Source organism: Amycolatopsis suaedae (assembly GCF_004214935.1).
Classification (GTDB): Bacteria; Actinomycetota; Actinomycetes; order Mycobacteriales; family Pseudonocardiaceae; genus Amycolatopsis; species Amycolatopsis suaedae.
Genome location: NZ_SFCC01000001.1, coordinates 1 through 24,423 on the forward strand (window position 1 = coordinate 1; position 24,423 = coordinate 24,423).

Annotated in this window: 28 protein-coding genes, 4 tRNA genes and 1 pseudogene; 23 read left to right on the forward strand and 10 right to left on the reverse strand. The window is 71.1% G+C overall.

All coding sequences use genetic code 11. The annotated features are described in order from the left end of the window. The first annotated feature begins 66 nt into the window (after positions 1–66). The 4 genes and pseudogenes from EWH70_RS36665 to EWH70_RS00020 all read left to right on the forward strand — a co-directional run bounded on the left by EWH70_RS36665 (position 67) and on the right by EWH70_RS00020 (position 2,428). Positions 67–805, forward strand: a pseudogene (locus tag EWH70_RS36665) (XF1762 family protein). After that, positions 699–1,220 (forward strand): helix-turn-helix domain-containing protein, encoded by a 522-nt coding sequence (locus EWH70_RS00015; protein WP_130473103.1) that lies wholly within the window; start codon positions 699–701, stop codon positions 1,218–1,220. Before EWH70_RS36665 ends, EWH70_RS00015 begins: the two are co-directional and overlap by 107 nt. A 25-nt stretch (positions 1,221–1,245) precedes the next feature. Further along, positions 1,246–1,716, forward strand: coding sequence for an N-terminal phage integrase SAM-like domain-containing protein (locus EWH70_RS36040; RefSeq protein WP_240686760.1), 471 nt, complete (start codon positions 1,246–1,248; stop codon positions 1,714–1,716). Further along, positions 1,634–2,428: a site-specific integrase gene (locus EWH70_RS00020; protein ID WP_240686711.1), complete on the forward strand. Its 795-nt coding sequence runs from the start codon at positions 1,634–1,636 to the stop codon at positions 2,426–2,428. The genes EWH70_RS36040 and EWH70_RS00020 overlap by 83 nt, the downstream gene beginning before the upstream one ends. Positions 2,429–2,477: 49 nt before the next feature. On the opposite strand, the gene EWH70_RS00025 is transcribed toward EWH70_RS00020, so the two are convergent. The 4 genes from EWH70_RS00025 to EWH70_RS00040 all read right to left on the reverse strand — a co-directional run bounded on the left by EWH70_RS00025 (position 2,478) and on the right by EWH70_RS00040 (position 3,254). Beyond that, positions 2,478–2,552 (reverse strand) — tRNA-Val (locus EWH70_RS00025). A 1-nt stretch (position 2,553) separates the two neighbouring features. Beyond that, positions 2,554–2,624: transfer RNA gene (locus EWH70_RS00030), tRNA-Cys, on the reverse strand. Between the two features lie 25 nt (positions 2,625–2,649). Next, positions 2,650–2,722: transfer RNA gene (locus EWH70_RS00035), tRNA-Gly, on the reverse strand. Positions 2,723–2,828: 106 nt separating this feature from the next. Then, the gene (locus EWH70_RS00040; protein WP_130473104.1) at positions 2,829–3,254 is read right to left on the reverse strand and encodes an SsgA family sporulation/cell division regulator; all 426 of its coding nucleotides are present in this window, start codon (positions 3,252–3,254) and stop codon (positions 2,829–2,831) included. A gap of 399 nt (positions 3,255–3,653) precedes the next feature. Here EWH70_RS00040 and EWH70_RS00045 point away from each other — a divergent pair. The 5 genes from EWH70_RS00045 (at position 3,654) to EWH70_RS00065 (ending at position 9,125) form a co-directional block, all read left to right on the forward strand. Further along, positions 3,654–3,725, forward strand: a tRNA-Val gene (locus EWH70_RS00045). 529 nt (positions 3,726–4,254) lie between these two features. Next, positions 4,255–5,727 (forward strand): sugar transferase, encoded by a 1,473-nt coding sequence (locus EWH70_RS00050; RefSeq protein WP_130473105.1) that lies wholly within the window; start codon positions 4,255–4,257, stop codon positions 5,725–5,727. 104 nt (positions 5,728–5,831) lie between these two features. Next, positions 5,832–6,455, forward strand: a complete 624-nt coding sequence (locus EWH70_RS00055) for a malonic semialdehyde reductase (protein WP_240686712.1) — start codon at positions 5,832–5,834, stop codon at positions 6,453–6,455. Between the two features lie 106 nt (positions 6,456–6,561). Continuing rightward, positions 6,562–8,589 carry a threonine--tRNA ligase gene (gene thrS, locus EWH70_RS00060; protein ID WP_130473107.1) on the forward strand — a complete coding sequence of 676 codons (2,028 nt, stop codon included), beginning with the start codon at positions 6,562–6,564 and terminating at the stop codon, positions 8,587–8,589. After that, positions 8,586–9,125: an HIT family protein gene (locus EWH70_RS00065; protein WP_130473108.1), complete on the forward strand. Its 540-nt coding sequence runs from the start codon at positions 8,586–8,588 to the stop codon at positions 9,123–9,125. The genes thrS and EWH70_RS00065 overlap by 4 nt, the downstream gene beginning before the upstream one ends. Positions 9,126–9,209: 84 nt before the next feature. Here the strand turns inward: EWH70_RS00065 and EWH70_RS00070 are convergent, their stop codons facing one another. Next, on the reverse strand, positions 9,210–9,755 hold the full coding sequence (locus EWH70_RS00070) for a YceI family protein (protein ID WP_130473109.1): 546 nt from the start codon (positions 9,753–9,755) through the stop codon (positions 9,210–9,212). A 79-nt stretch (positions 9,756–9,834) separates the two neighbouring features. Here EWH70_RS00070 and EWH70_RS00075 point away from each other — a divergent pair, with 79 nt between their 5' ends. The 5 genes from EWH70_RS00075 to EWH70_RS00095 are packed head-to-tail and all read left to right on the forward strand — an operon-like array spanning position 9,835 to position 13,602. Continuing rightward, entirely contained in the window at positions 9,835–10,410 is a 576-nt protein-coding gene (locus EWH70_RS00075; protein ID WP_130473110.1) for a MarR family winged helix-turn-helix transcriptional regulator, read from the forward strand. Positions 10,411–10,459: 49 nt separating this feature from the next. Further along, positions 10,460–11,074, forward strand: coding sequence for a phosphatidylinositol phosphate synthase (gene pgsA / locus EWH70_RS00080; protein WP_130473111.1), 615 nt, complete (start codon positions 10,460–10,462; stop codon positions 11,072–11,074). Beyond that, positions 11,071–11,970, forward strand: a complete 900-nt coding sequence (locus EWH70_RS00085; RefSeq protein WP_420809017.1) for a phosphatidylinositol mannoside acyltransferase — start codon at positions 11,071–11,073, stop codon at positions 11,968–11,970. Before pgsA ends, EWH70_RS00085 begins: the two co-directional genes overlap by 4 nt. A 4-nt stretch (positions 11,971–11,974) precedes the next feature. Beyond that, complete coding sequence (locus EWH70_RS00090; protein WP_130473112.1) at positions 11,975–13,117, forward strand: glycosyltransferase family 4 protein; 1,143 nt, start codon at positions 11,975–11,977, stop codon at positions 13,115–13,117. Then, a complete protein-coding gene (locus EWH70_RS00095) occupies positions 13,114–13,602 on the forward strand; it encodes an NUDIX hydrolase (protein ID WP_130473113.1) in 489 nt (162 codons plus the stop codon). Before EWH70_RS00090 ends, EWH70_RS00095 begins: the two co-directional genes overlap by 4 nt. Before the next feature lie 4 nt (positions 13,603–13,606). Here the strand turns inward: EWH70_RS00095 and EWH70_RS00100 are convergent, their stop codons facing one another. The 3 genes from EWH70_RS00100 to EWH70_RS00110 all read right to left on the reverse strand — a co-directional run bounded on the left by EWH70_RS00100 (position 13,607) and on the right by EWH70_RS00110 (position 16,906). Beyond that, positions 13,607–14,131 (reverse strand): TrmH family RNA methyltransferase, encoded by a 525-nt coding sequence (locus tag EWH70_RS00100; protein WP_130473114.1) that lies wholly within the window; start codon positions 14,129–14,131, stop codon positions 13,607–13,609. 1 nt (position 14,132) lies between these two features. Next, positions 14,133–14,747: a class I SAM-dependent methyltransferase gene (locus tag EWH70_RS00105; RefSeq protein WP_130473115.1), complete on the reverse strand. Its 615-nt coding sequence runs from the start codon at positions 14,745–14,747 to the stop codon at positions 14,133–14,135. Positions 14,748–14,812: 65 nt separating this feature from the next. Next, a complete protein-coding gene (locus EWH70_RS00110) occupies positions 14,813–16,906 on the reverse strand; it encodes an elongation factor G-like protein EF-G2 (RefSeq protein WP_130473116.1) in 2,094 nt (697 codons plus the stop codon). Between the two features lie 193 nt (positions 16,907–17,099). On the opposite strand from EWH70_RS00110, the gene pdxS reads away from it, so the two are divergent. Further along, the gene (gene pdxS / locus EWH70_RS00115; protein WP_130473117.1) at positions 17,100–18,002 is read left to right on the forward strand and encodes a pyridoxal 5'-phosphate synthase lyase subunit PdxS; all 903 of its coding nucleotides are present in this window, start codon (positions 17,100–17,102) and stop codon (positions 18,000–18,002) included. Here the strand turns inward: pdxS and EWH70_RS00120 are convergent. Continuing rightward, a complete protein-coding gene (locus EWH70_RS00120) occupies positions 17,950–18,357 on the reverse strand; it encodes a DUF6896 domain-containing protein (protein WP_130473118.1) in 408 nt (135 codons plus the stop codon). The two genes, pdxS and EWH70_RS00120, sit on opposite strands and share 53 nt — an antisense overlap. A 21-nt stretch (positions 18,358–18,378) precedes the next feature. After that, positions 18,379–18,927: a helix-turn-helix domain-containing protein gene (locus EWH70_RS00125; protein ID WP_130473119.1), complete on the reverse strand. Its 549-nt coding sequence runs from the start codon at positions 18,925–18,927 to the stop codon at positions 18,379–18,381. A 66-nt stretch (positions 18,928–18,993) separates the two neighbouring features. On the opposite strand from EWH70_RS00125, the gene EWH70_RS00130 reads away from it, so the two are divergent. From EWH70_RS00130 to ruvB, 8 genes are all read left to right on the forward strand, one after another. After that, positions 18,994–19,683: an AzlC family ABC transporter permease gene (locus EWH70_RS00130; RefSeq protein WP_130473120.1), complete on the forward strand. Its 690-nt coding sequence runs from the start codon at positions 18,994–18,996 to the stop codon at positions 19,681–19,683. Next, entirely contained in the window at positions 19,683–20,006 is a 324-nt protein-coding gene (locus EWH70_RS00135; protein ID WP_420809026.1) for an AzlD domain-containing protein, read from the forward strand. The genes EWH70_RS00130 and EWH70_RS00135 overlap by 1 nt, the downstream gene beginning before the upstream one ends. A gap of 20 nt (positions 20,007–20,026) precedes the next feature. Beyond that, complete coding sequence (gene pdxT / locus EWH70_RS00140) at positions 20,027–20,632, forward strand: pyridoxal 5'-phosphate synthase glutaminase subunit PdxT (RefSeq protein WP_130473122.1); 606 nt, start codon at positions 20,027–20,029, stop codon at positions 20,630–20,632. Positions 20,633–20,643: 11 nt separating this feature from the next. Beyond that, entirely contained in the window at positions 20,644–21,393 is a 750-nt protein-coding gene (locus tag EWH70_RS00145; RefSeq protein WP_130473123.1) for a YebC/PmpR family DNA-binding transcriptional regulator, read from the forward strand. A 36-nt stretch (positions 21,394–21,429) separates the two neighbouring features. Next, complete coding sequence (locus EWH70_RS00150) at positions 21,430–21,948, forward strand: DUF4262 domain-containing protein (protein WP_130473124.1); 519 nt, start codon at positions 21,430–21,432, stop codon at positions 21,946–21,948. A 149-nt stretch (positions 21,949–22,097) separates the two neighbouring features. After that, entirely contained in the window at positions 22,098–22,682 is a 585-nt protein-coding gene (gene ruvC, locus EWH70_RS00155; protein ID WP_130473125.1) for a crossover junction endodeoxyribonuclease RuvC, read from the forward strand. Further along, a complete protein-coding gene (gene ruvA, locus EWH70_RS00160; protein WP_130473126.1) occupies positions 22,679–23,281 on the forward strand; it encodes a Holliday junction branch migration protein RuvA in 603 nt (200 codons plus the stop codon). The genes ruvC and ruvA overlap by 4 nt, the downstream gene beginning before the upstream one ends. An 8-nt stretch (positions 23,282–23,289) precedes the next feature. Then, on the forward strand, positions 23,290–24,351 hold the full coding sequence (ruvB, locus tag EWH70_RS00165; protein ID WP_130473127.1) for a Holliday junction branch migration DNA helicase RuvB: 1,062 nt from the start codon (positions 23,290–23,292) through the stop codon (positions 24,349–24,351). Positions 24,352–24,423 lie beyond the last annotated feature (72 nt).

Below are 24,423 nucleotides of genomic sequence, written 5' to 3' on the forward strand. Positions count from 1 at the left end.
TTCGCAGTTGAGGGTGTAGTCCGGTCGGCGCGTCGGTGGCCGGGTAGGGGTCGAGGTCTCCCGAGGATGGAGGTGACCGCGATCCGCTCCTTCAGCAGGTCCATCTATGATCTCGGGCTCGAAGTGCTCGGGCAGTGGTTGGAGCCCGATCGGGCGATTCTCCGGTGCCGGGTTGTCGAGCCCGTCAGATGGTGTCGTCGCTGCGGATGCCAGGGCGCGGCCAGGGACACGGTGGTCCGGCGGTTGGCGCACGAGCCGTTCGGGTGGCGGCGCACGGTGTTGGAGGTCAGCCTCCGCCGATACCGGTTGCACCGGGTGCAGTCACGTGTGGCGCCAGGACACGTCGCGGGCCGCCGAACCGCGGGCGACGCTGTCGCGACGTGGGGTTGGTGTTGCCTGCGGGGATCGTCTGGTGGGCGTAGCGGTCGCGGGTCGCCCGGTCGCTCGTCATCTCGATGACCGCCTCACGGTCGAGGTGACGCGTACGTGCACTGATGGCACGCGGAACGCGAATAGTGCGTTGTATGGCGCGGTCTGGCGTGCGGCCCGGGGGATGGGTTACCGCAGGTTGATCACGTACACCCAGGCAGGTGAATCCGGGGCAAGCCTGCGCGCCGCTGGGCTGATTCCTGTCAGCTCGCTTGCCCCTCGACGTGGGTGGCACACGCCCAGCCGGCCGCGGCGGTCGCACGGGGCTGATGGTGTTGCTCGGGTGCGGTGGGAGATCTGGGCGGGCGATCACGGTTGTGTTCCAGCTGTTTCAGCTGGTACAGCTGCCAATCGAGACCATCCGAACCGGTCCTGAGCCAACGAGAGCCGTGGCACAGCACCGGGACCAGAGCCTGGCTCAGGCGTTACGGGAGCTGGCTGACGCCGTGCGGTCGCTCGCGGCCGAGCGGACGCGCGATCCGGACGCTCTGCTGACAGCGGAGCAGGTGGGGGAGTTGCTGGCCATTCCCGCGCGGACGGTGAAGGACCGAGCCGCGGCAGGGGCGCTGCCGCATCGGCGGTTCGGCAAGCACTACCGGTTCAGTCGGCAGGACGTGGTCGAGATCGTTCGTCTCGCGAGCCACGGCGGCGAGACGGCAGGTCTGTGGCATACGGTCAGCGAGACCATGACGGGAAGGACGGCTGGCGTGCCCGGTACAAGCGTCCGGATGGGACGTGGGGCAGCCGGTCGGGCTTCTCTTCGGAGAAGGCCGCCGAGGAATGGGTTCTGAGCAGGAGGCGCTGATCCGGCGGAACATGTGGATCGATCCCCGAGACGCCGAGACCGGGTTCGAGACCTTCGCGGAGGAATGGTTCGAGGCGCTTGCGCCTCGGCTCGAACCGAGCACGGTGGCGAAGTATCGGTCCTATCTGGACAACCATCTGCTGCCGCAGTGGTCGGCGTGGCCGATGATCGGCATCTTCAACGGCTACGTGGAGATCGAGAAGTGGCTGTCCGAGTTGCATGAGGACTACACCGACACCACGGTGGCCTCGATCTTCGCCGCCTTTTTCCACCATCCTGAACGCCGGAGTGAAAGCACGGTTGATTCCGGCCAACCCCTGCTACGGGATACGGGTCACCTCCGGTGCGTTCGAGACCGAGCGTCTGGTGGCACAGCCCGTGCAGGCGTTGCGTGCCGCGATGCGGCTGTACGAAGCCGGTCTGGGCCTCGGCGGCTTCGTGTTGTGCCTGGCGGACTTCTATACCGGGGGCCGATGGGGTGAACTCGTGGGGCAGCAGCGGCACGAGTACGACGCCGAGCGCCGAGCCATCGCGATCCGCCAGCTGCTGAAGGAGATCGCTGGCCGGCTGCTCAAGGGCGGCCGCTTGGCAGCGGGGGATGCCGGTGGCGCCGAGCAGGTGCCGCCGCGGCGGCACCGGGGCAAGAAGGGACGGACGAAGACGCCGGCGGGACAGCGGTGGGTAGAGCTACCGCCGAGCATCGCGGTGTTCTACGAGGAACTGCTGGACAGTCACCGCCATCCGTTCGTGTTCTGCACACCGGAGGGCAAGCCCTGGCGGCGGTCGAACTTCCGGCAGCGATACTGGCGCCCGGCCTGGGACGGGACGAACCCGGACAACCCGAGTGCTGTGGATCACACCCCGGCAATCCTGCCGTGGATCACCTTCCACGAAGGGCGGCACAGCCACACCACCTGGCTGACCGAGGACGGGATCCCGGAAGTAGCCCGCCGGGCACGGCTGGGCCAGAAGATGAAGGGCATGGCCCGGGTCTACGACCACGTGACCCCGGCGATGCTCAGCCAGATCATCCAGGCCCTGGAAGTCCGCTGGCTCGGCTCGCTAGCGGTGCTGTCTGCGGCGGAACGGGCCCGGCTGGCGTCGTGGTTTCCGCATCTGCGGGCCTCGTTCGACCAGTTGTCAGAACGGGGCGATCAGAAGGCCATCGCCATTTCATCGCCATTTCAGCAGTGAGGCCCTGTCCTCGTGAGTGAGAACAGGGCCGCTGACCTGGTAAAACAGGTGGTGCGCGATACTGGGATTGAACCAGTGACCTCTACCGTGTCAAGGTAGCGCTCTCCCGCTGAGCTAATCGCGCGAGGTGGAGACGGGATTCGAACCCGTGTACACGGCTTTGCAGGCCGTTGCCTCGCCTCTCGGCCACTCCACCGTGTCGGACCCGAGTAGGCCCTCCGAGCGGATGACGGGATTCGAACCCGCGACCCTCACCTTGGCAAGGTGATGCGCTACCAGCTGCGCTACATCCGCACTCCCACTTGGCCGGTGATCCCGTCCCCGTGGTGTGGCAAAACTGTATCGGACCCCGAAAACGGCGCTGACACCGGGGTGGCCACTCGGTGTCGCAGCGCTGTCATCAGCTCAAATCGTTGGGGATGAGGTGGGTCAGCGCGTCGTCGACGTCGACCCACAGGTGCTCGTTGCCCGGCAGCACGACGTCGTAGGTGCGGTCGAGGAAGTCGGCGAGCTCCTGGGCGGAGGCCTCGAACATGGCGTGCCCGGACGGCGAGTTCAGCTCGATGAGCACGGACTCGGGGTCCTCCACCGACGGCCGGATGCGAACGTCCCCGTCGCCGGCTTCGGCCAGCAGGCCGTCGGCGAGCAGGTCACGTGCGTACACCCATTCCACCCAGCCGGCGCGGCCGGTGCGGAAGGCCGCCACGACGGCATAGGGGTCGCGGGTGTCGTAGCGCAGCTCCACCTTCACCGGGACTGCGGGAGTCCGCGGCGCCAGCAGGTCGAAGACCGCCGTCGAGCGGAGCGTCACGTGATCGTTTCGCATCGTCGTACCCTTCACTCCTCTCCCGGTCCATGGTGACCGAGTTGCGACGGTGAGACGTAGGAAGCCGCCCGGTCGCTCGCGGTTTCGCCGAAGATCACCCGTACGGGGTCACGCGGCGCGCGCCCCATCTTCACCCCCGGTGCGCCCGGCCCCGCGACCGCCCCTCGTGTGATCGCCTTCGTGTACATACTGCTCGGTTTCCCCTCATGGCGATAGCACTGTCCCGCGAATGTCGGACGCGAAAAGCACGTCACCCGAATGCCAGCCGCGGGCCACAGCCCGCGCCACCACGCGGTTGTTCGGTCCGTGTCCGTCAGTGCGCGGACCGTGGTCGCCGGGGGGGACCCCCTGTGTGAGCCCCTCCGGCGGGTCCGCTACAGTTCTCCACACACCGCGAGGGGGCGATTAGCTCAGCGGGAGAGCGCTTCGTTCACACCGAAGAGGTCACTGGTTCGATCCCAGTATCGCCCACGCACGACGACCCCGGCCAATCACCGGGGTCGTTTTGTGTTCAGGCTCATTCTCACCGACCCGTCTGGGGGATAGGCGAGGTCTCAGGTCGGCCACGCCGCCGGTGTGGCCCCGCTCACCCGGCGCCGGTGGGCCGGTGGCCGGTTCCGGCCGATCGTCCATTGCGGACCGTCCGCGGTGCTCCACAGTGGACGGTCCGGTGCCGGGTTCGCGCAGATCGGACGTGAGGGGCGGCGGCAATTCTGCCGTGTCATCCCGCGTGACCCATTTTCCGACTACCTAACGTAATGGTCGGGCGCCGGGTAACCTCACGCTTTGTCATCTTGCCGTTATCTTTACCGTGTTCACTCCTGCATTCTGCGTAGTCGACGCTCGTGCATACCTCGTGTAACAGCCTTTCGAGGGTGACCGATACCACGGCCGGACGTCACCCGAATGGTCACGCAGCGTCGATCAACGTTCGTCACTCTCCGGAGTCGTCTGCCAGTTCTTCCCCGCGTTGCCCGTGTTCCAATGCGCTGGAGGTCTGATGGAAGAGTCGGTGCGCGCCCGCCCGCTGCCCGCGCGCGACAGCCGTCCCGGGGGGACGGTCCGTGCGACGGCGCGGGTTCCGGCGACCGACTGGGAGCGTGGCTACCGCGCCTGGGTGGTCACCAGTGACCTCGCCGCGACCGTCGTCGTCGTGCTGCTGGGCGCGGCCGTCGTCGGCTGGCTGGGCTGGCGCACCTCGGCCAGCTGGGTGCTTGCCGCCGGGACCGTCCTGGCCGTCGCCTGCGCGCTGGCGGCCGGCCGGGCCTGGAACAAGCGGGTACTGGGGGAGGGTGCCGAGGAGTTCCGCAGGCTGGGCCGCGGCCTGTTCTCCGCCGGAGTGCTGGTCGGCCTGGCCGGGCTGCTCACCGGCGCGCTGGCCGTGCAGCCGTGGGTGTTCGTCGTGATCCCGGCGATCGGCCTGGTGGCCTTCCCGCAGCGGTACGTCCTGCGCAGGCTGCTGCACCGCGCGCGCCGCCGCGGCGGTTGCCTGCTGCCGGTGATGGCGGCGGGCAGCCCGGACAGCGTGCGCGACCTGATCACCCGCGCCCGCGGGGCCTCGCACGTGGGCTGGCGGGTCGAGGCGGTGTGCACCGCGGACGGCGCGGCAGGCGAGGTGGGCGGGGTGCCGGTCGTCGGCGGGCTGGCGGAGCTGGCCGACCACGTCCGCCGCGGCGGCTACCGCGTCGTTGCCATCACGTCGGATCCGTACTGGACGCCGGAACGGTTGCGGCGGCTGGCCTGGGACCTGGAGGGCACCGAGGCGGAGATGGTCGTCGCGCCGGTGCTGATGGAGGTCGCCGGCCCGCGGCTGAACGTCTCCGGCGTTCTCGGCATGCCGCTGCTGCGGGTGGCCGCGCCGACGTTCACCGGCGGGCGCAGGCTGGTCAAGGAGATCGTCGACCGGGTCGCCTCGGCCGCGCTGCTGATCGCGCTGTCGCCGCTGCTGATCGTCATCGCGCTCGCCGTGCGGGTGACCAGTGCCGGGCCGGTGATCTACCGCCAGCGCCGCGTGGGCAGGGCGGGCCAGACGTTCACCATGTACAAGTTCCGCACCATGGTCGCCGACGCCGACCGGGTGCGGGCGGCGCTGCGGGAGTCCAACGAGGGCGCCGGTCCGCTGTTCAAGCTGCGCAGGGATCCCCGGGTCACCCGGGTCGGCGGCCTGCTGCGGCGCTACTCGCTCGACGAGCTGCCCCAGCTCTGCAACGTCCTGACCGGCCGGATGTCGCTGGTCGGCCCGCGGCCGCCGCTGCCGGAGGAGACCGAGGCCTACGCGCCGGAGGTGCGCAGGCGGCTGCTGGTCAAGCCGGGGCTGACCGGGCTGTGGCAGGTGAGCGGGCGCAGCGACCTCAGCTGGGACGAGAGCGTGCGGCTGGACCTGCGGTACGTGGAGGACTGGTCGCTGGCCCTGGACGTGGTGATCCTGTGGAAGACGGCGCGGGCGGTTCTCGGCGGGGCGGGCGCGTACTGAGCGTGTGACTCACGACACCCGGCAAAGTGGTTGAGAGCGAAATTATCAAGCGCTCAACCATGTTGGGTCGAGGTGGAGTGACCCCACACGAAAGGACGCCCGTTGTGACTTCCTCGACCATCGACCCGGCCGCCACCCAGGACCTCCAGCTGCCCCCCGAGGTGCAGGATCTGCTGTTCCGCGAGGCGCGCACGGCGAACACGTTCAGCCCCGAGCCGGTCAGTGACGAGCAGGTCCGGGCCATCTACGAGCTGGTCAAGTGGGCGCCGACGTCGATGAACACCCAGCCGCTGCGGGCACTGGTGGTCCGCACCGACGAGGCACGCGAGCGCCTGCTGAAGCACATGGCCGACGGCAACCGCGCCAAGACCGCCGCCGCGCCGCTGACCGTGGTGCTCGCCTTCGACGCCGACTTCCACGAGAACCTGCCCCGGCTGTTCCCGCACGCGCCGGGCGCGAAGGACTACTTCGCCGACCCCGAGCCGCGCACCGACGCCGCACGCCTCAACGCGCTGCTGCAGGTCGGCTACTTCATCATCGGCGTGCGGGCCGCGGGCCTGGCCGCCGGCCCGATGACCGGGTTCGACGCCGACGGGCTGGACGCCGAGTTCTTCGGCGGCACCACCTGGCGCTCGCTCGTGGTGATCAACATCGGCAAGCCCGGTGAGGGTGCCTGGTTCGACCGGCTGCCCCGGCTGGACTACGACGAGGTCGTGACCGTCGCCTGAGGGCCGCGGGCGGCGACGGCTGGGGGAAGCGGGCGCGAGGCACTCATCGGGTGACGGATAGCATCACCGGAGTCAGTCCAGACCAGTGTGATCCGAGGAGCCAGCCGTGTCCCAGCCGTCGCCAGCAGCCGCCGCCCCCACCTCGCGCGTGGTGGTGCCGGCCGGCACCACGGCGGGCGCCGCCGTGCGCGAGGCGGGACTGCCCGGCAAGGGGCCGGACGCCGTCGTCGTCGTGCGCGACGCCGGCGGCGCACTGCGGGACCTGTCCTGGAGCCCGGAGACCGACACCGAGGTCGAGCCGGTCGCCGCGAACACCGAGGACGGCCGCTCGGTGATCCGCCACTCCGCCGCGCACGTGCTGGCGCAGGCGGTCCAGCAGCTGTTCCCCAAGGCGAAGCTGGGCATCGGGCCGCCGGTGCGCGACGGCTTCTACTACGACTTCGCCGTCGACACCCCGTTCACCCCGGAGGACCTGCAGGCGCTGGAGAAGCGCATGAAGCAGATCGTCAAGGGATCGCAGCAGTTCTCCCGCCGGGTGCTGGCCTCGGTCGAGGCGGCCCGCGAGGAGCTGGCCGACGAGCCGTTCAAGCTGGAGCTGGTGGACCTCAAGTCCGAAGTGGACACCTCGGAAGTGATGGAGGTCGGCGGGGGAGAGCTGACCGTCTACGACAACCTCGACCCGCGCACCAAGGAGCGGGTCTGGGGCGACCTGTGCCGTGGGCCGCACGTGCCCACCACGAAGTTCATCCCGGCGTTCAAGCTGACCAGGGTCGCCGCGGCGTACTGGCGGGGTAACGAGAACAACCCTCAGCTGCAGCGGATCTACGGCACCGCGTGGGAGTCGGCGGAGGCCCAGGACGAGTACCTGGAGCGGCTGGCCGAGGCCGAGCGGCGCGACCATCGCAAGCTCGGCGCCGAGCTGGACCTGTTCTCCTTCCCCGAGGAGCTGGGCTCCGGCCTGCCGGTGTTCCACCCCAAGGGCGGCATCATCCGCAGGGAGCTGGAGAACTACTCGCGCCGCAGGCACGAGGACTCCGGCTACGAGTTCGTCAACACCCCGCACATCACCAAGAGCGCGCTGTTCCACACCTCGGGGCACCTGCCGTACTACGCCGACACCATGTTCCCGCCGATGGAACTGGAGGGCGAGCAGTACTACCTCAAGGCCATGAACTGCCCGATGCACAACCTGATCTTCCGGGCCCGCGGGCGGTCCTACCGGGAGCTGCCGCTGCGGCTGTTCGAGTTCGGCTCGGTGTACCGCTACGAGAAGTCCGGTGTGGTGCACGGCCTGACCAGGGTGCGCGGGCTGACCATGGACGACGCACACATCTACTGCACCGAGGAGCAGCTGGCCGACGAGCTGCGCTCGCTGCTGGACTTCGTGCTGGACCTGCTGCGTGACTACGGGCTCAGCGACTTCTACCTCGAACTGTCCACACGCGACGACTCGCCGAAGTTCATCGGCGACCCGGCCGAGTGGGAGGTGGCCACCGAGACGCTGCGGCAGGCGGCCATCGACTCCGGCCTGGAGCTGGTGCCGGACCCGGGCGGCGCCGCCTACTACGGTCCGAAGATCTCGGTGCAGGCCAAGGACGCCATCGGCCGGTCGTGGCAGATGTCGACCATTCAGCTGGACTTCAATCAGCCCAAGCGGTTCGGGCTGGAGTACCAGGCCAGTGACGGTACCCGCAAGCAGCCGATGATGATCCACCGCGCGCTGTTCGGCTCGATCGAGCGGTTCTTCGGCGTGCTGACCGAGCACTACGGCGGCGCGTTCCCGGCGTGGCTGTCGCCGGTGCAGGTGGTGGGCATCCCGATCGCCGACGAGCACGCCGAGCACCTGCGCGGGGTGGAGAAGGCGCTGCGGGACAACGGGATCCGGGCCGAGGTCGACGTCAGCGACGACCGCATGCAGAAGAAGATCCGGACCCACACCACCCAGAAGGTGCCGTTCCTGCTGCTGGCGGGCGGCAAGGACGTCGAGTCGGGCGCGGTGTCGTTCCGGTTCCGCGACGGTGGTCAGATCAACGGCGTGCCGGTGGCCGACGCCGTCGCGGCCATCACGGCGTGGGTGGACCGCCGGGAGAACTCCTCGCCCACGGCCGACGCGCTGGCGGCGGTCCTGCCGTGACGGGGCCGACGCCGGAGCCGCAGGACGGCGTGGGGGTCCAGGACGCGCTGCAGCGGTTGTGGACCCCGCACCGGCTGGCCTACATCAAGGGCGAGAACAAGCCGGACGGCGACGAGCCGCAGGGCTGCCCGTTCTGCCGCCTGGTCGGGATGGACGACGCCGAGGGGCTGATTCTGGCGCGCGGGCAGAGCGTGTACGCGGTGCTGAACCTGTACCCGTACAACCCGGGGCACCTGATGGTGGTGCCGTACCGGCATGTGGCCGACTACACCGGCCTGACCCAGGACGAGACGCTGGAGCTGGCCGCGTTCACGCAGCGGGCGATGACTGTGGTGCGCTCGGTGTCCGACGCGCACGGGTTCAACATCGGCATGAACCAGGGCGTCATCGCCGGGGCCGGGATCGCCGCGCACCTGCATCAGCACGTGGTGCCGCGCTGGGGCGGCGACTCGAACTTCATGCCGGTGGTCGGCCACACGAAGGTGCTGCCGCAGCTGCTCGGCCAGACCCGTCAGCTGCTGGCCGACGCCTGGTAGCGGGCCGTCAAAGCTCGTGAAGGCCACCTTCATTACGTGAGACGTACTGAAGGTGGCCTTCACGTGCTTGTGCGCGAGCCGGGCTCACTGCTGCAGGGCGGCCTCGATCTCCAGGGTGATCTTGACCTGCTCGCCGAGGAACGAGTTGCCCTCCGGGCCGATGCCGAAGTCGCGGCGCTTGATGGTGGTCTCGGCGGAGATGCCGATGGTGGTGGCGTTGTCGTTGGCCGGGTTCTGCCCGAAGCCGTTCAGCTCGGCCTTGAGCGTGGTCGGCACGGTGGTGCCGCGCCAGGTCAGCTCGCCGTCGATGAGGTAGTCGTCGCCGTCCTCGCGAATGCCGGTCGAGCGGAACGTGATGGTCGGGTGGTTGGCCACGTCGAAGAACTCGTCGGTCTTGAGGTGGTTGTCCCGGTACTCGTTGCCGGTGGCGATGGAGCCGGCGTCGATCTCGGCGGTCACCGTGGAGTCGAGGATGTTCTCGGCGGTGACGATCTGGCCGGTGAAGGCGGTGAAACGGCCGCGGCTCTTGGCCAGGCCGAGGTGCTTGACGCTGTAGGCGATCTCCGAGTGCGGCGTGTCGATGTTCCAGGTGCCGGCGATGTAGCCGGGGACGGTCGTGGGCGCGCTCATGTGGATTCCCTCCAAGTAGTTGAGCTCTCAATTACGGACCCTAGTCCATACTAGTTGAGCGCTCAACCATGGGTACACTATTCCCATGACCCGGTGGCTAAGTGACGAGGAGCAGCGCGTGTGGCGCAGCTTCAGCGCGGCCATCGACATGCTGAAGGGCCACGTGGAGACCCAGCTCCAGCAGGAGTCGGGTATGCCACACACCTACTACGAGGTGCTGGTCATTCTCAGCGAGACCCCCGGCCACACCCTGCGGATGAGCGAGCTGGCCGAGCAGTCCCGGTCCTCGCGCAGCAGGCTCTCGCACGCCGTGGCGCGGCTGGAGGCCAGCGGCTGGGTCGAGCGCAGCAGCTGCGACGTCGACAAGCGCGGCGCCTGGGCCCGGCTGACCCCGGCCGGGATGGCGGCGCTGGAGACCGCCGCGCCAGGACACGTCGGCGCCGTCCGGCAGGCGCTGTTCGACCAGCTCACCCCCGAGCAGGTGCGGGTCCTGGGGGAGATCAGCGACGCGATCGTCGGCGGGCTGGCCGTCCCGTGCGCGAAGGCCAAGGCCGAGGAGCTCGCCGCCTGCACCGAGGCGGACGCGCGGCTGCCGGCGGAGTCACCTGCGCATACCGGCGAGCCACACGCGAGCGTGCCGACCTCGGCTCGCTAGGCTGCGCCTGACCAGTCCGCCGCCATCAGCTAGGACCGCAGCCCAACAGATGCTCAATATCTTCGCGCGAGCCTCGGTCTCCCGCGTCACCGACCCGATCGGTGCCGCGCTCAACCGGGTGGGTCTCACGCCGAACGTCATGACGGTGCTCGGCACCGCCGGTGCGATGGTCTGCGCCCTGGTGTTCTTCCCGAACGACCTGCTGCTGGCCGGCACGTTCACCGTGTGGGGCTTCGCCATGCTGGACCTGCTGGACGGGGCCATGGCCCGCGCCCGTGGGTACGGCACGCCGTTCGGCGCGGTGCTGGACGCCACCTGCGACCGGCTCGTCGACGGCGCGTTGTTCGCCGCCATCGCCTGGTGGTGCTTCGTCCACCTGCCGGGCGGGCGCAGGGCGGCCGCCGCGGCACTGATCTGCCTGGTGCTGGCGCAGGTCATCTCCTACGTCAAGGCGCGGGCCGACGCCTCCGGCCTCGCCGTCGACGGCGGGCTGGTCGAGCGGGCCGAGCGGCTGATCATCGCGCTGGTCGGCACCGGCCTGGAGGGGCTGGGGGTGCCCCATGCCGTCGAAGTCTCCCTGTGGCTGCTGGCCGCGCTGTCGGTGATCACCCTGCTGCAACGGATCATCGCCGTCGCCGGCGCCGCGCGAAAGGACTCCTCGTGAGCCTGTCCGACCGGTTCGTCGACCTCGGCTACGCCGCCGGCTGGCGGCTGGTGCGTACCCTGCCCGACTCGGTGGCGGCCGCGGCGTTCAACCTCGGCGCCGACCTCGCCGCGCGCCGCAAGGGCCCGGGGGTGCGTCAGCTGCGCCGCAACCTGGCACGTGTCGTACCCCAGGCAGGCGAGGCCGAACTGGACGAGCTGACCAAGCAGGCGGTGCGGTCCTACGCCCGCTACTGGCGGGAGAGCTTCCGCCTGCCGACCATGGACCACGCCGACATCACCACCCGGATCCAGGCCACGATGACCGGCAGGCAGAACCTCGACGCCGCGCTCGCCGACGGCAACGGCGTGGTGATCGCCCTGCCGCACACCGGCAACTGGGACGCTATCGGCGTCTGGCTGGCCAACTACGTCGGCGGCTTCACCACCGTGGTGGAGCGGCTCAAGCCCGAGTCGGTGTTCCAGCGGTTCGTCGCCTACCGGGAGTCGCTCGGCTTCGAGGTGGTGCCGCTGACCGGGGACAGCTCCGGGTTCCGGCTGCTGCTGCGGCGGCTGCGGGAGAACAAGGTGGTGTGCCTGGTCGGCGACCGCGATCTCACCAGCAACGGCCTGCCGGTGACGTTCTTCGGCGAGCAGACCCGGATGCCGGCCGGGCCGGCGCGGCTGGCCGCCACCACCGGCGCCGCGTTGCTGCCGGTGGGCAACTGGTTCACCGACGACGGCTGGCACCTGCGGATGCACCCGCGCATCCGGGTCAACGCACGCAGCGAGATTCCCGCGGCCACCCAGGCGCTGGCCGACGTGTTCGCCGGCGACATCGCCGCGCACCCCGCCGACTGGCACATGATGCAGCCGTTCTGGCCCGCCGACGCCGCCGAGCCTGCGAACGCGGGGTGAACCGGTGAAGATCGGCATCGTCTGCCCGTACTCCTTCGACGTCCCCGGCGGCGTGCAGGGCCACGTGGTCGACCTGGCGAAGGCGCTGCTGGAACGCGGGCACGACGTGTCGGTTCTGGCGCCCGCGGACGAGGACGCGGACCTGCCGGACTTCGTGCACCCCGCTGGGAAGGCGCTGGGCATCCCGTACAACGGCTCGGTGGCGCGCCTGCAGTTCGGGCCGGTGTCCTACGCACGGGTGCGGCGCTGGATCCGGGACAACGAGTTCGACGTGCTGCACCTGCACGAACCCGCCGCGCCCAGCCTGTCGCTGCTGGCGCTGGCCGTCGCCGACGGGCCGATCGTGGCCACCTTCCACACCTCGACGCCACGGTCCCGCACGCTGGCGGCGTTCCAGCCGGTGCTGCGGCCGCTGCAGGAGAAGATCACCGCCCGCATCGCGGTGTCCGCGCTGGCCCGCCGGGTGCAGGTCGAGCACTCCGGTGGTGACGCGGTGGAGATCCCCAACGGTGTCGACGTCGGCTTCTACTCGGCGGCCCGGCCGCTGGAGGGCTACCCGCGCACCGGCGGCACCGTCGGCTTCGTCGGCCGCTACACCGAGCCGCGCAAGGGGATGCCCGTGCTGCTGGCCGCCTTGCGGCCGCTGCTGGCTGAGCTGCCCGACCTGCGGCTGGTCGTCGTCGGCAAGGGCGAGGAGGACGCGCTGCGCCGCGAGGCCGGGCCGGAACTGGCCGGGCACATCGAGCTGCTCGGCCAGGTCGACGAACCGACCAAGGCCCGCGCGCTGCGCAGCGTCGACGTCTACTGCGCGCCCAACACCGGCGGGGAGAGCTTCGGCATGATCCTCACCGAGGCGATGGCCGCCGGGACCCCGGTGGTGGCCAGTGCGCTCGACTCGTTCCGCCGGGTGCTCGACGACGGCGCGGCCGGTGTGCTGTTCCCGCCGGAGGACTCCGCGGCGCTCACCGAGGCGCTGCGGGACCTGCTCGGCGATCCGACCCGGCGGGCGTCGCTGGCCGCCGCGGCGGGGGAGCGGGTGGTGGTCTACGACTGGTCGGTCGTGGCGACCCAGGTGCTGCGGGTGTACGAGACGGCGGTCGCGGCCGATCCGCGCCGGGTCAGCGCCGCCCAGGCGGCCGTGCGGTGACCGGGTTGTACATCGGCCTGGCGGCGCTGGGCGTGCTGGTGGTGCTCGTCGGGCTGTGGCTGGTGGCGACGGCCAACCGGCTGGACCGGCTGCACGTGCGCACCGACGCGGGCTGGGCCGCGCTGGACGCGGCACTGGCCCGGCGCGCGGTGGTGACCAGGGCGGTCGCGGCCGTCGGCGGCGTTCCCGGGCTGCGGGCGGTGGCCGAACGGGCCGAGGGCGCGCCCCGGGGCGAGCGGGAGGCCGCGGAGAACGAGCTGTCGCTGCTGCTCGCCGGCGTCGACCGCGCGGCACTGCCCGCCGCGCTGGCCGAGGAACTGAACGACGCCGAGCACCGCGTGGTCATCGCCCGCCGGGTGCACAACGACGCCGTACGCGACACGCTGTCGCTGCGCCGCAGGCGGCGGGTCCGCTACTTCCGGCTCGCCGGAACGGCGCCGCATCCGGAGTACTTCGAGATCGCCGAGCCCGACCTGCCGGGCTAGGGCACTAGTCGGCCCAGTCCTGGCGGCGTACCTCGTAGCAGGCCAGCGCCGCCGCGGTGGCGACGTTGAGCGAGCCGACCTTGCCCAGCTGCGGGATGAACGTCACCGCGGCGCAGGCGGCCAGCAGGTCCGGTGTCAGCCCGCGGTCCTCGTTGCCCACAGCCACGCACACGTCGCCGGTCAGGTCGGCCTCGTGCATCGGCACCGCGGTGTCGGTCAGCTCCAGCCCGACCAGCCGGTACCCGTCGGCCCGCACCCGCTCGACGGCGGGGGAGAGGGTCTCGAACGCCCGGACGTCCAGGTAGCGGTCGGTGCCCATGGCGACCTTCTGCGCCTTCGGGTTGCGTGGCGAGGCGGTCAGCCCGACCACGTACAGCTCCGCCACGCCCAGTGCCGCGGCGGTGCGCACGATGCCGCCGACGTTGAACGGTGACTGCACGCCTTCCAGCAGCAGCGCCAGCCGCGTCGTGCTCTGCCGCTTCCAGGTGCGGTGCAGGCGTTTCAGTTCGGTGCCACGGAGTTGGTGCAAGTCAGTCCGTCCTCGGATGTACTTCGAGCAGCCGGTATCCCCGCTGGGAGGTCAGCCTGCTCGTGGGAAAGCCCTCGCCGGTCAGCCAGGCCGCCAGGGAGTCCGACCCGAGGTGCTTCTGCACCACCAGGTAGGCCACCCCGTCCGGGCGCAGCCGCGGCAGCCACCGCAGCAGCAGCTCGTGCAGCGCCCGCTTGCCGACCCGGATCGGCGGGTTGGAGTAGATCGTGCCGAAGCGCACGTCGGCGGGCACCTCGTCGGGCAGGCATGCGGTGACGTTGCCCAGCCCGGCCGTCTCGGCGTTGGCCCGCACCAGCTCCAGTGCGCGTTCGTTGACGTCGACCGCCCACACCGGGTACCGCTTGCGGCGCGTGGCGTAGGTCAGGGCGATCGGCCCGTAGCCGCAGCCCAGGTCCAGCAGGTCACCGCGGACCTTCGGCAGCGGCGCGTGCTCCAGCAGCACCCGGGTGCCCGGGTCGAGGCGGCTGTGCGAGAACACGCCGCCGTCGGTGCGCAGCCGGAGCCGGACGTCGTCCAGCTCCACCGTGACCGTGCCGCCCGCCGTGGGCTCCGCTGCCGGCCGCGCCGAGAAATAGTGCTCCTGCCCGGCGGGCAACCCCGATCGCCTTCCCTTCGCCTGGCGCGCCGGCGGAGTGCCGGCGCGCGCCGCATCTTACGGCGTCAGGCCGGCATCGGGTCGAACCGCACGTGCCGCCGGGTGAACGTCGCCGTGCCGGAGGTCAGCGAGCGCAGGTCGATGGCGTAACGCAGCAGCTCGGTCGCGGGCACCTCGGCCCGGATGACCGACCGCCCGCCACTGGCGGCCTCGGTGCCCAGCACCCGGCCCCGCCGCGCCGACAGGTCGCCCAGCACCGAGCCGAGGTACTCGTCGGGCAGCTGGACGTGCACCTCGTCGTAGGGCTCCAGCAGGGACATCTTCGCCTTGCCCGCCGCGTCCTTGAGCGCCAGCGACCCCGCGGTCTGGAACGCGGCGTCGGAGGAGTCGACGCTGTGTGCCTTGCCGTCGACCAGCGTGACCCGGATGTCGATCACCGGGTGGCCGTCGACCAGGCCGCGGGCCAGCTGTGCCCGCACGCCCTTCTCGACGCTGGGGATGAACTGGTGCGGTACGGCGCCGCCGACCACCCGGTCGACGAACTCGAACCCGCTGCCGCGCGGCAGCGGTTCCACCTCGATGTCGCACACGGCGTACTGGCCGTGCCCGCCGGACTGCTTGACGTGCCTGCCGTGCCCGGAAGCCTTGCCGGCGAAGGTCTCCCGCAGGCTGATCCGCACCGGTTCGGTGTCCACCTCGGCGCCGCCGGTACGCAGCCGGGACAGCACGACGTCGGCGTGTGCCTCGCCCATGCACCACAGCACGAGCTGGCCGGTCTCGGCGTTGCGTTCCAGGCGCAGCGTCGGGTCACCGGCGACCAGCCGGGACAGGTTGCGCGACAGGGTGTCCTCGTCGCTGCGCTTGTGCGCCACGACGGCGACCGGTAGCAGCGGCTCGGGCATCGTCCACGGCCGCATCAGCAGCGGGTCCTCCGGGGAGGACACGGTGTCGCCGGTCTCGGCCGAGCCGACCTTGGTCAGCGCGCACAGGTCGCCCGCGACGCAGTAGGGCACCTCGCGCAGCGTCGCGCCGAGCGGGGAGTACAGGTGGGCGACGCGCTCGTCGGCGTCGTGGTCCTCGTGCCCGCGTTCGGCGAGGCCGTGCCCGGACACGTGGACGGCCCGCTCCGGGCGCAGCGTGCCGGAGAACACCCGGACCAGCGAGACCCGCCCGACGTAGGAGTCGACGGCGGTGCGGACCACCTCGGCCGCCAGCGGGCCGTCCGGGTCGGCCGACAGCCGGGGGCGCGGGATGCCGTCCGGGGAGGTGACCTCGGGCAGCTGGTGCTCCAGCGGCGACGGGAAGCCCCTGGTGATGGCCTCCAGCAGCTCGGCGAGCCCGACGCCGGAGGTGGCGCACACCGGGATCACCGGGTGGAACGAGCCGCGGGCCACCGCCGTCTCCAGGTCGGCGATCAGCGTCGACTCGGCGATGTCCTCGCCGGCGAGGTAGCGGTCCATCAGGCTCTCGTCCTCGCTCTCGGCGATGATGCCCTCGATGAGCGCGTTGCGGGCCTCGGTGAGCCGGTCGAGGTCGGCGGGATCGGGTTCGGCGACCGTGGGCGGGAAGCCGCCGGAGTAGTCGAAGTACCGCTGGGTGATCAGGCCGATCAGGCCGTCGCCTGCGGGCAGGTAGAGGGGCAGCACCCCGGGGCCGAAGGCCTCCTGGCAGGCGGCGATCTCGGCCATCGCGTCGGCGCGCTGGTGGTCGAGCCTGGCGACCACGACGGCCCTGGGCATGCCGACCGCGGCGCACTCCTCCCACACCGCGGTGGTGGCGGCGTCGACGCCCTCGGCGGCACACACCACGAACAAGGCGGCGTCGGCCGCCCGCAGCCCGGCCCGCAGCTCACCGACGAAGTCGGCGTAGCCGGGGGTGTCGATGAGGTTGACCTTGACGCCGTTGTGCACCAGCGGCGCGACCGACAGGCCGACCGAGCGCTGCTGGCGGACCGCGGCGGGGTCGTGGTCGCACACTGTCGTGCCGTCGACGACCGAACCCGCCCTGGTCACCGCGCCGGAGGCGGCCAGCAGGGCCTCGGTCAGGGTGGTCTTGCCCGAACCGGAGGGACCGACCAGGACCACGTTGCGCACCTTGCTCGGGTCGTCCACAGCGACCGCGGCTCCGGTGTCCCCGTTCTTCGTCTGCTTCTCGGCCATGGCGCGCTCCAGAGGTCTCAGGGGTGTCGGCTGGTGTGTCCTCGATCACACACCCGATCCGGGTTCGCGGCAAGGTGGCGAACAGGGGTGAAGTGGACTGCCGAGATAGCCGTTCACTGGCACGCCTGCGCAGGCCACGTTGCGCCTACCGTTGTATCGACAACCCGCTGAGCAGGTAAGAAAGGGTACAGCTGTGTCCGAAGTCCAGTCCGGTTCCGAGAAGGGCACCGCGCGCGTCAAGCGCGGGATGGCCGAGATGCTCAAGGGCGGCGTCATCATGGACGTCGTCACCCCGGAGCAGGCGAAGATCGCCGAGGACGCCGGTGCGGTCGCGGTGATGGCGCTGGAGCGGGTTCCCGCCGACATCCGCGCGCAGGGCGGTGTGGCGCGGATGAGCGATCCGGACCTGATCGACGGCATCATCGAGGCGGTGTCGATCCCGGTGATGGCCAAGGCCCGGATCGGCCACTTCGTCGAGGCGCAGGTGCTGCAGTCGCTGGGCGTCGACTACGTCGACGAGTCCGAGGTGCTCACCCCGGCCGACTACGCCAACCACATCGACAAGTGGGAGTTCACCGTGCCGTTCGTGTGCGGTGCGACCAACCTCGGCGAGGCGCTGCGGCGGATCACCGAGGGTGCGGCGATGATCCGGTCCAAGGGCGAGGCCGGCACCGGTGATGTGTCCAACGCGACGACCCACATGCGCACCATCCGGGCGGAGCTGCGCAGGCTGCGGTCGCTGCCCGAGGACGAGCTGTTCGTCGCCGCCAAGGAACTGCAGGCGCCCTACGAGCTGGTCAAGGAGGTCGCCGAGCTGGGCAAGCTGCCGGTGGTGCTGTTCACCGCGGGCGGGATCGCCACGCCTGCCGACGCGGCGATGATGATGCAGCTGGGTGCCGAGGGCGTGTTCGTCGGCTCGGGCATCTTCAAGTCCGGCGACCCGGCGCGCCGCGCGGCGGCCATCGTCAAGGCCACCACGTTCCACGACGACCCGGACGTGCTCGCCAAGGTCTCCCGCGGCCTCGGCGAGGCCATGGTCGGCATCAACGTCGACGACGTCCCGCAGCCGCACCGCCTGGCCGAGCGCGGCTGGTGAGCATCCGGCTCATGTCGCGGAAGCCGTCCGGGCAGGCCGCGGTCAGGTCCGGATACCGGTGCGAGGTACGCAGGTACAGCAGGAGGAAGTAGGGATCGACGGCGCCGGGGTGTTCGGTGTTCGCCTCCACCACCACCCCGTCGCCGATCCGCTCGAACCGGCAGTGCTCGCCGTGCACGTGGAGCCGCCAGGCCGAGCCGCCCGCGTCGAGTTCGTCCGGGTACGGCTGTTCCCGTTCGAGGAGGGGTTCGACGTGTTCCCGGAACGCCGCGACCAGCAGTGCCGCGAGCCCGGTGAACTCCGCCACCGCCGCGTCGAGTTCGTCGCGCAGGCGCCCGGCCCGCTTGTCCGCCACGGCGTCACGGTACCGCCGCGGTCAGGGATGCTCGGACAGCAGCACCGCGGCGGTACCGGGGTCCAGGGCCTCGAAGACGTGCGGCAGGTCGCCCGGGTAGGTCACGTAGTCGCCGGGGGCAAGCTCGACCGGCTCCTCGGCCAGGCCGACCAGCGCCCGGCCGGCGCCGAGGACGACGTGCTCGACCACGCCGTCGCGGTGCGGGTCCGAGCGCCGCACCGTGCCCGGCTCGGCGGTGATCCGGTAGATGTCGCGGCGGACCTGCGGCGGGCAGGACGCGAGCAGGGTGGCGACGTAGTCGGCCTCCTCCGAGCGCACCGCAGGGCCTTCGCCTGCCCGCACCACCCGCACCCGTGGCGCGGGCGGGTCGACCAGCCGGGAGAACGGCACGTCCAGCGCCTTGCCCAGTGCCCACAGCGTCTCCACGCTCGGGTTGCCGGTCGCCGACTCCAGCTGGGACAGCGTCGACTTGGCGATCCCGGCCAGCTTCGCCAGCTCGGACAGGGACAGCCCGGCACGCGTCCGTTCCCGGCGCAGCGAGTGGGCGATGATGTCGAGAGGCGCACCCATGTGTTCGCTCCAACAGTCCAATCGTTCGGCTTGACGAACAGAATCCAGGTGTTCACGATAACGTACATGCGTTCGTTACGCCGAACCCTCGGTCCCGAGCTGATGCGGGACATCGCGCTGGTCTGCCTGGCCGACGGCGTCGTCGGGCTGTCCTACGGTGCCATCGCCGTCAGCTCCGGCTTCGACGTCTGGGTCCCCATGCTGATGTCGGTGGTCGTCTTCGCCGGTGCCGCCCAGTTCCTGTTCATCGGACTGGTCGCCTCCGGTGGCAACCCGTTCGCCGCCGTCGCGGCCGGTCTGCTGGTCAACGTCCGGCACGTGCCGTTCGGCTTCGCCGTCGGCGACGTCCTCGGCAAAGGCTGGGCCCGCAAGCTCGCGGGCAGTCACCTGATGATCGACGAGACGGTGGCCTTCGCGCTGGCCCAGCGCGACCCGGCACGCCGCCGGGCAGCCTACTGGTTCTGCGGGATCAGCCTGTTCGTCGTGTGGAACGCCGGTGTGCTGGCCGGGGCGTTCGCCGGCACGGTCATCACCGACACGGCGCTGTTCGGGCTCGACGCCGCGTTCCCCGCCGTGCTGCTCGCGCTCGTCCTGCCCTCGCTGAAGGACCCGCGGGCCCGCAACGCCGCGCTGGCCGGTGCGGCGGTCGCGCTGCTGGCCTCGCCGTTCCTGCCCGCCGGCCTGCCGGTCCTGCTGTCGCTGGCCGGCGTGCTGGTCGCGCTGCGCACGCCGGAAGAGAAGAAGGTGGCCGCGTGATCGCCGACCCCGTGCTGCTCGTCGCCGCCACGCTCGTGCTCGGCGTGGGCACCCTCGCGTTCCGGCTGGCCGGGCCGGTGCTGCGGGCCCGCGTCGAGCTGACCGCGCGGGCCGAACGCCTGATGGCCACCTCGGCCGTCGTGCTGCTCACCGCCGTCGTCGCCACCGCCGCGCTGATCGCCGACGGCGGCTTCGCCGGCTACGCCCGCCCGGCCGGGGTGCTCGTCGGCGGGGTGCTGGCGTGGCGCAAGGCGCCGTTCGTGGTGGTGGTCCTCGCCGCCGCCGGGACGGCCGCGGGGCTGCGTCTGTTGGGTGTGCCCTAGACTTGACCAGGGAGGATGCGATGTCGGAGCCGGTCGTCGGAGTGCTCGCGCTGCAGGGCGCGGTCCGGGAGCACGTAGCCATGCTGGAGCGCGCGGGCGCGGTGGCGCGCCCCATCCGCCGGCCCGCCGAGCTGTCCGAAGTAGACGGTCTGGTGCTGCCGGGTGGCGAGTCCACCGCGATGTCCAGCCTGCTGGAGTCCTTCGAACTGCTTCAGCCGCTGCGGGAGCGGATCGCCGCGGGTATGCCGGCGTTCGGTTCCTGTGCGGGAATGATCCTGCTGGCCCGCCAGGCACTGGACGCGCGGCCCGATCAGCACCAGCTCGACGGCCTGGACATCGTCGTGCGCCGCAACGCCTTCGGCCGCCAGGTGGACTCCTTTGAGGAGGACGTCGACTTCGCCGGTGTCCACGGCGGACCGGTGCACGCCGTGTTCATCCGGGCGCCCTGGGTGGAGAAGGTCGGCGCCGACGTGGAGGTACTGGCCAGCGTGCCCGACGAGCAGGCCACTAGGATTGTCGCGGTCAGGCAGGGGGCGGTGCTGGCCACCGCGTTCCACCCGGAGCTGACGGGTGACGAGCGGGTGCACCGGCTGTTCGTCCGTATCGTTCGCGACGCGTCGACGTAGATGGAGGAAGAATGAGCGGCCACTCCAAGTGGGCCACCACCAAGCACAAGAAGGCCGCCCTCGACGCGAAACGCGGCAAGCTGTTCGCCCGGCTGATCAAGAACATCGAGGTCGCGGCCCGGACCGGCGGGGGAGACCCGGACGGCAACCCGACGCTGTTCGACGCCATCCAGAAGGCCAAGCGCAACTCCGTCCCGCAGGACAACATCGAGCGCGCTCGCAAGCGCGGCGCCGGTGAGGAGGCCGGTGGTGCCGACTGGCAGAACATCACCTACGAGGGTTACGGCCCCAACGGCGTCGCGGTCCTGATCGAGTGCCTCACCGACAACAAGAACCGCGCCGCCAGTGAGGTCCGCACCGCGCTCACGCGCAACAACGGCTCGCTGGCCGACCCGGGCTCGGTGGCGTACCTGTTCAACCGCAAGGGCGTCGTGATCATGCCGAAGAACGACCTGTCCGAGGACGACGTCCTCATGGCGGTCCTCGACGCCGGTGCCGAGGAGGTCAACGACCTCGGCGAGAGCTACGAGATCGTCAGCGAGGCCACCGACCTCGTCGCCGTGCGCTCGGCGTTGCAGGAGGCGGGTTACGACTACGAGTCCGCGGACGCGAGCTTCCTGCCGTCGGTCAACGTGCCGCTGGACGCCGAGGGTGCTCGCAAGGTGTTCCGCCTCATCGACGCGCTCGAGGACTGCGACGACGTCCAGAACGTCTACGCCAACTTCGACGTCCCGGACGAGGTGCTCGCCGAAGTCGGCTGAGTGCAGGATGGTTCGACCACGTTCGGGTGAGGCACAATGGCCGCCGTGACCGACGCCCTCGCCCCAGAAGACCAGAAGCTGCAGGACTGGATCGTCGCCGAGGGGGAACGGCGCGGCAATGCGATCATCCAGGTCGCCGCGGACGACGAGGGCCCCGGTTTCTGTTTCACCGCTTGCGCTTTCGCGATGCACAACGTGCCGGAGGCCGTCGTCGTCGGGCTGCCCGAGCAACTGGGGCCGGTGTTGCTGGACGCCTACGTCGACCGCGCGGCCAACGGCGAGGAGTTCCAGTTCGGCACGGCGTACACGGATTTCTTCGAGGGTGTGCCGGTGACGTTCGAGGCCGTCGCCAAGGGCTGGTACATGGAGTACTTCGGCAGCGCGTTCGTCATCTACCCGGACGGTGACTTCCCGGCGGTGCAGATCATCGTCGCCAGCCCGGACGGCCACTGGCCGTGGGAGTCCGGCGCGCCGGAGGGGTTCGCGCAGTGGCAGCCGGTGCTGACCGAGAGCGGCCGCCCGGAGAGCTGGATCCCCGGCGAGACGGGCGTCTGAAGGTCGAACTCGCGCCGTGGTCAACTCGCGGGGCGCGAAGGGTGGACTCGCGGGGGCCGGGTGGTGGACTCGCGCGTGTCCTGCGCGGGTGGGGGCAGCGGGGTCGGTAGCCTGCTCGTCGAACTGGTGTTCGTCGGAAAGGTGAGCGGGTGCGCGTGCTCGGTGTGGACCCCGGGCTGACCCGGTGCGGGCTGGGTGTGGTGGACGGGGGGACCGGCCGGTCCGTGACCTGCGTGGCGGTCGACGTCGTGCGCACCCCGGCCGACGCCGACCTCGCCCACCGGCTGCTGACGGTCGCCGACACCGTCGAGCAGTGGCTGGACCGGTACCGGCCCGACGCGGTGGCCGTCGAGCGGGTGTTCAGCCAGCACAACGTCCGCACGGTGATGGGCACCGCCCAGGCAGGCGGGGTGGTGGCGCTGGGCGCCGCCCGCCGGGGCCTGCCGGTCGTCTTCCACACGCCCAGCGAGGTCAAGGCCGCGGTCACCGGCTCCGGCCGCGCCGACAAGAACCAGGTCACCACCATGGTCACCCGGCTGCTGCGGCTCGCCGCCCGGCCGAGCCCCGCCGACGCCGCCGACGCGCTCGCGCTGGCCATCTGCCACCTGTGGCGGGAGCCGATGCGAGCCCGGCTCGCCGCCGCCGAGGCCCGCGCCGCCGAGCTGGCCAGGACCCACAAAGCCCGGCTGGCCGCCGCCCGCAAGGCCGCCGACACCACAGGGAGCGCCCGATGATCTCCTCCGTCCGTGGCGAGGTTCTCGCCGTCGCCCTGGACCACGCCGTCGTCGAGGTCGGCGGGGTCGGCTTCGCCGTGCAGGCCACGCCGGCCACGCTGGCGACGCTGCGCCGCGGCGAGCAGGTGCTGCTGCACACCGCGCTGATCGTCCGCGAGGAGTCGCTGACCCTGTTCGGCTTCGCCGACGCCGAGTCCCGCGAGCTGTTCGGCCTGCTCCAGACCGTCTCCGGCATCGGGCCCCGGCTGGCGCTGGCCGCGCTGGCCGTGCTGGAGCCCGACGCCCTGCGCACCGCGCTGGCCGAAGGCAACATCACCGTGCTCACCCAGGTGCCCGGCATCGGCCGCAAGGGCGCCGAACGCCTGACGCTGGAACTGCGGGACAAGGTCACCGCCGTCGCCACCGGCGCCGACGGCGTGCCGCCGGTGACCTCCGGCAGCGCACTGCGCGGCGAGGTGGTCGAGGCGCTGGTGGGGCTCGGGTTCGCGGCGAAGCAGGCCGAGCAGGCCGTCGACAAGGTGCTCGGCGCCGACGGCGCGGGCACCGACACCTCGTCGGTGCTGCGGGCGGCGCTGACCACCCTGGGTCGTAAGCGCTGACGCCCGGCATGCACGATGACCCCGTGACCGAGTTCGAGCCGGAGGAGACGCTGTCCGCCCTGCCCCAGCAGGGCGAGCGGGACGTCGAAGGCACGCTGCGGCCCCGCAGGCTCGACGAGTTCGTCGGCCAGCCCCGCGTCCGCGAGCAGCTGCAGCTGGTGCTGGAGAGCGCGCGCCGCCGCGGCGTCCCGCCCGACCACGTCCTGCTGTCCGGACCGCCCGGCCTCGGCAAGACCAGCCTGGCGATGATCATCGCCGCCGAACTGGACGCCGCCATCCGCATCACCTCCGGTCCCGCGCTGGAACGGGCAGGCGACCTGGCGGCGATGCTGTCCAACCTCGTCGAGGGCGACGTGCTGTTCATCGACGAGATCCACCGCATCGCCCGCCCCGCCGAGGAGATGCTGTACCTGGCGATGGAGGACTTCCGCGTCGACGTCGTCGTCGGCAAGGGGCCCGGCGCGACCAGCATCCCGCTGGAGATCGCGCCGTTCACGCTGGTCGGCGCGACCACCCGCTCCGGCGCGCTGACCGGGCCGCTGCGCGACCGGTTCGGCTTCACCGGGCACATGGAGTTCTACTCCGCCGAGGAGCTGGAACTGGTCGTCCGCCGCTCGGCGACCATCCTCGACATCACGCTGGATACCGATGGTGCCGCCGAGATCGCCGGGCGCTCCCGCGGCACGCCGCGCATCGCCAACCGGCTGCTGCGCCGGGTCCGCGACTACGCCGAGGTGCGGGCCGACGGCACCGTCGACCGCGACGTCGCCAGGGCGGCGCTGAAGGTCTACGACGTCGACGAGCTGGGCCTGGACCGGCTGGACCGGGCCGTGCTCAGCGCCCTGGTCAAGTCGTTCAACGGCGGCCCGGTCGGGGTGGCGACGCTGGCCGTCGCGGTGGGTGAGGAGACGACCACCGTCGAGGAGGTGTGTGAGCCCTACCTGGTCCGCGCGGGTATGCTCGCGCGCACTCCCCGGGGCCGGGTGGCCACGGCCCTCGCGTGGGAACACCTCGGGCTGACGCCGCCGGCCGCTACACCGTTCGACGTCGGGCCGACCCTGTTCGACTAGTTCGACCTGGTACCTGGCACACTCGATAGAGCACATCTACATCAATCGGACGTTCCGGCTCGGGATGGACGT

What these genes read in the sequence shown, in the direction of transcription:
- EWH70_RS00020 (WP_240686711.1), top strand. Translation starts at nt 1,634, where the DNA reads ATGCGGCTGTACGAAGCCGGTCTGGGCCTCGGCGGCTTCGTGTTGTGC.
- pgsA (WP_130473111.1), top strand. Translation starts at nt 10,460, where the DNA reads ATGCTCAATATCTTCGCGCGAGCCTCGGTCTCCCGCGTCACCGACCCG.
- EWH70_RS00015 (WP_130473103.1), top strand. Translation starts at nt 699, where the DNA reads ATGGTGTTGCTCGGGTGCGGTGGGAGATCTGGGCGGGCGATCACGGTT.
- ruvB (WP_130473127.1), top strand. Translation starts at nt 23,290, where the DNA reads ATGCACGATGACCCCGTGACCGAGTTCGAGCCGGAGGAGACGCTGTCC.
- EWH70_RS00110 (WP_130473116.1), bottom strand. Translation starts at nt 16,906, where the DNA reads ATGGCCGAGAAGCAGACGAAGAACGGGGACACCGGAGCCGCGGTCGCT.
- EWH70_RS00145 (WP_130473123.1), top strand. Translation starts at nt 20,644, where the DNA reads ATGAGCGGCCACTCCAAGTGGGCCACCACCAAGCACAAGAAGGCCGCC.
- ruvA (WP_130473126.1), top strand. Translation starts at nt 22,679, where the DNA reads ATGATCTCCTCCGTCCGTGGCGAGGTTCTCGCCGTCGCCCTGGACCAC.
- EWH70_RS00050 (WP_130473105.1), top strand. Translation starts at nt 4,255, where the DNA reads ATGGAAGAGTCGGTGCGCGCCCGCCCGCTGCCCGCGCGCGACAGCCGT.
- pdxT (WP_130473122.1), top strand. Translation starts at nt 20,027, where the DNA reads ATGTCGGAGCCGGTCGTCGGAGTGCTCGCGCTGCAGGGCGCGGTCCGG.
- EWH70_RS00130 (WP_130473120.1), top strand. Translation starts at nt 18,994, where the DNA reads ATGCGTTCGTTACGCCGAACCCTCGGTCCCGAGCTGATGCGGGACATC.
- EWH70_RS00070 (WP_130473109.1), bottom strand. Translation starts at nt 9,755, where the DNA reads ATGAGCGCGCCCACGACCGTCCCCGGCTACATCGCCGGCACCTGGAAC.
- EWH70_RS00150 (WP_130473124.1), top strand. Translation starts at nt 21,430, where the DNA reads ATGGCCGCCGTGACCGACGCCCTCGCCCCAGAAGACCAGAAGCTGCAG.
- EWH70_RS36040 (WP_240686760.1), top strand. Translation starts at nt 1,246, where the DNA reads ATGTGGATCGATCCCCGAGACGCCGAGACCGGGTTCGAGACCTTCGCG.
- EWH70_RS00125 (WP_130473119.1), bottom strand. Translation starts at nt 18,927, where the DNA reads ATGGGTGCGCCTCTCGACATCATCGCCCACTCGCTGCGCCGGGAACGG.
- EWH70_RS00040 (WP_130473104.1), bottom strand. Translation starts at nt 3,254, where the DNA reads ATGCGAAACGATCACGTGACGCTCCGCTCGACGGCGGTCTTCGACCTG.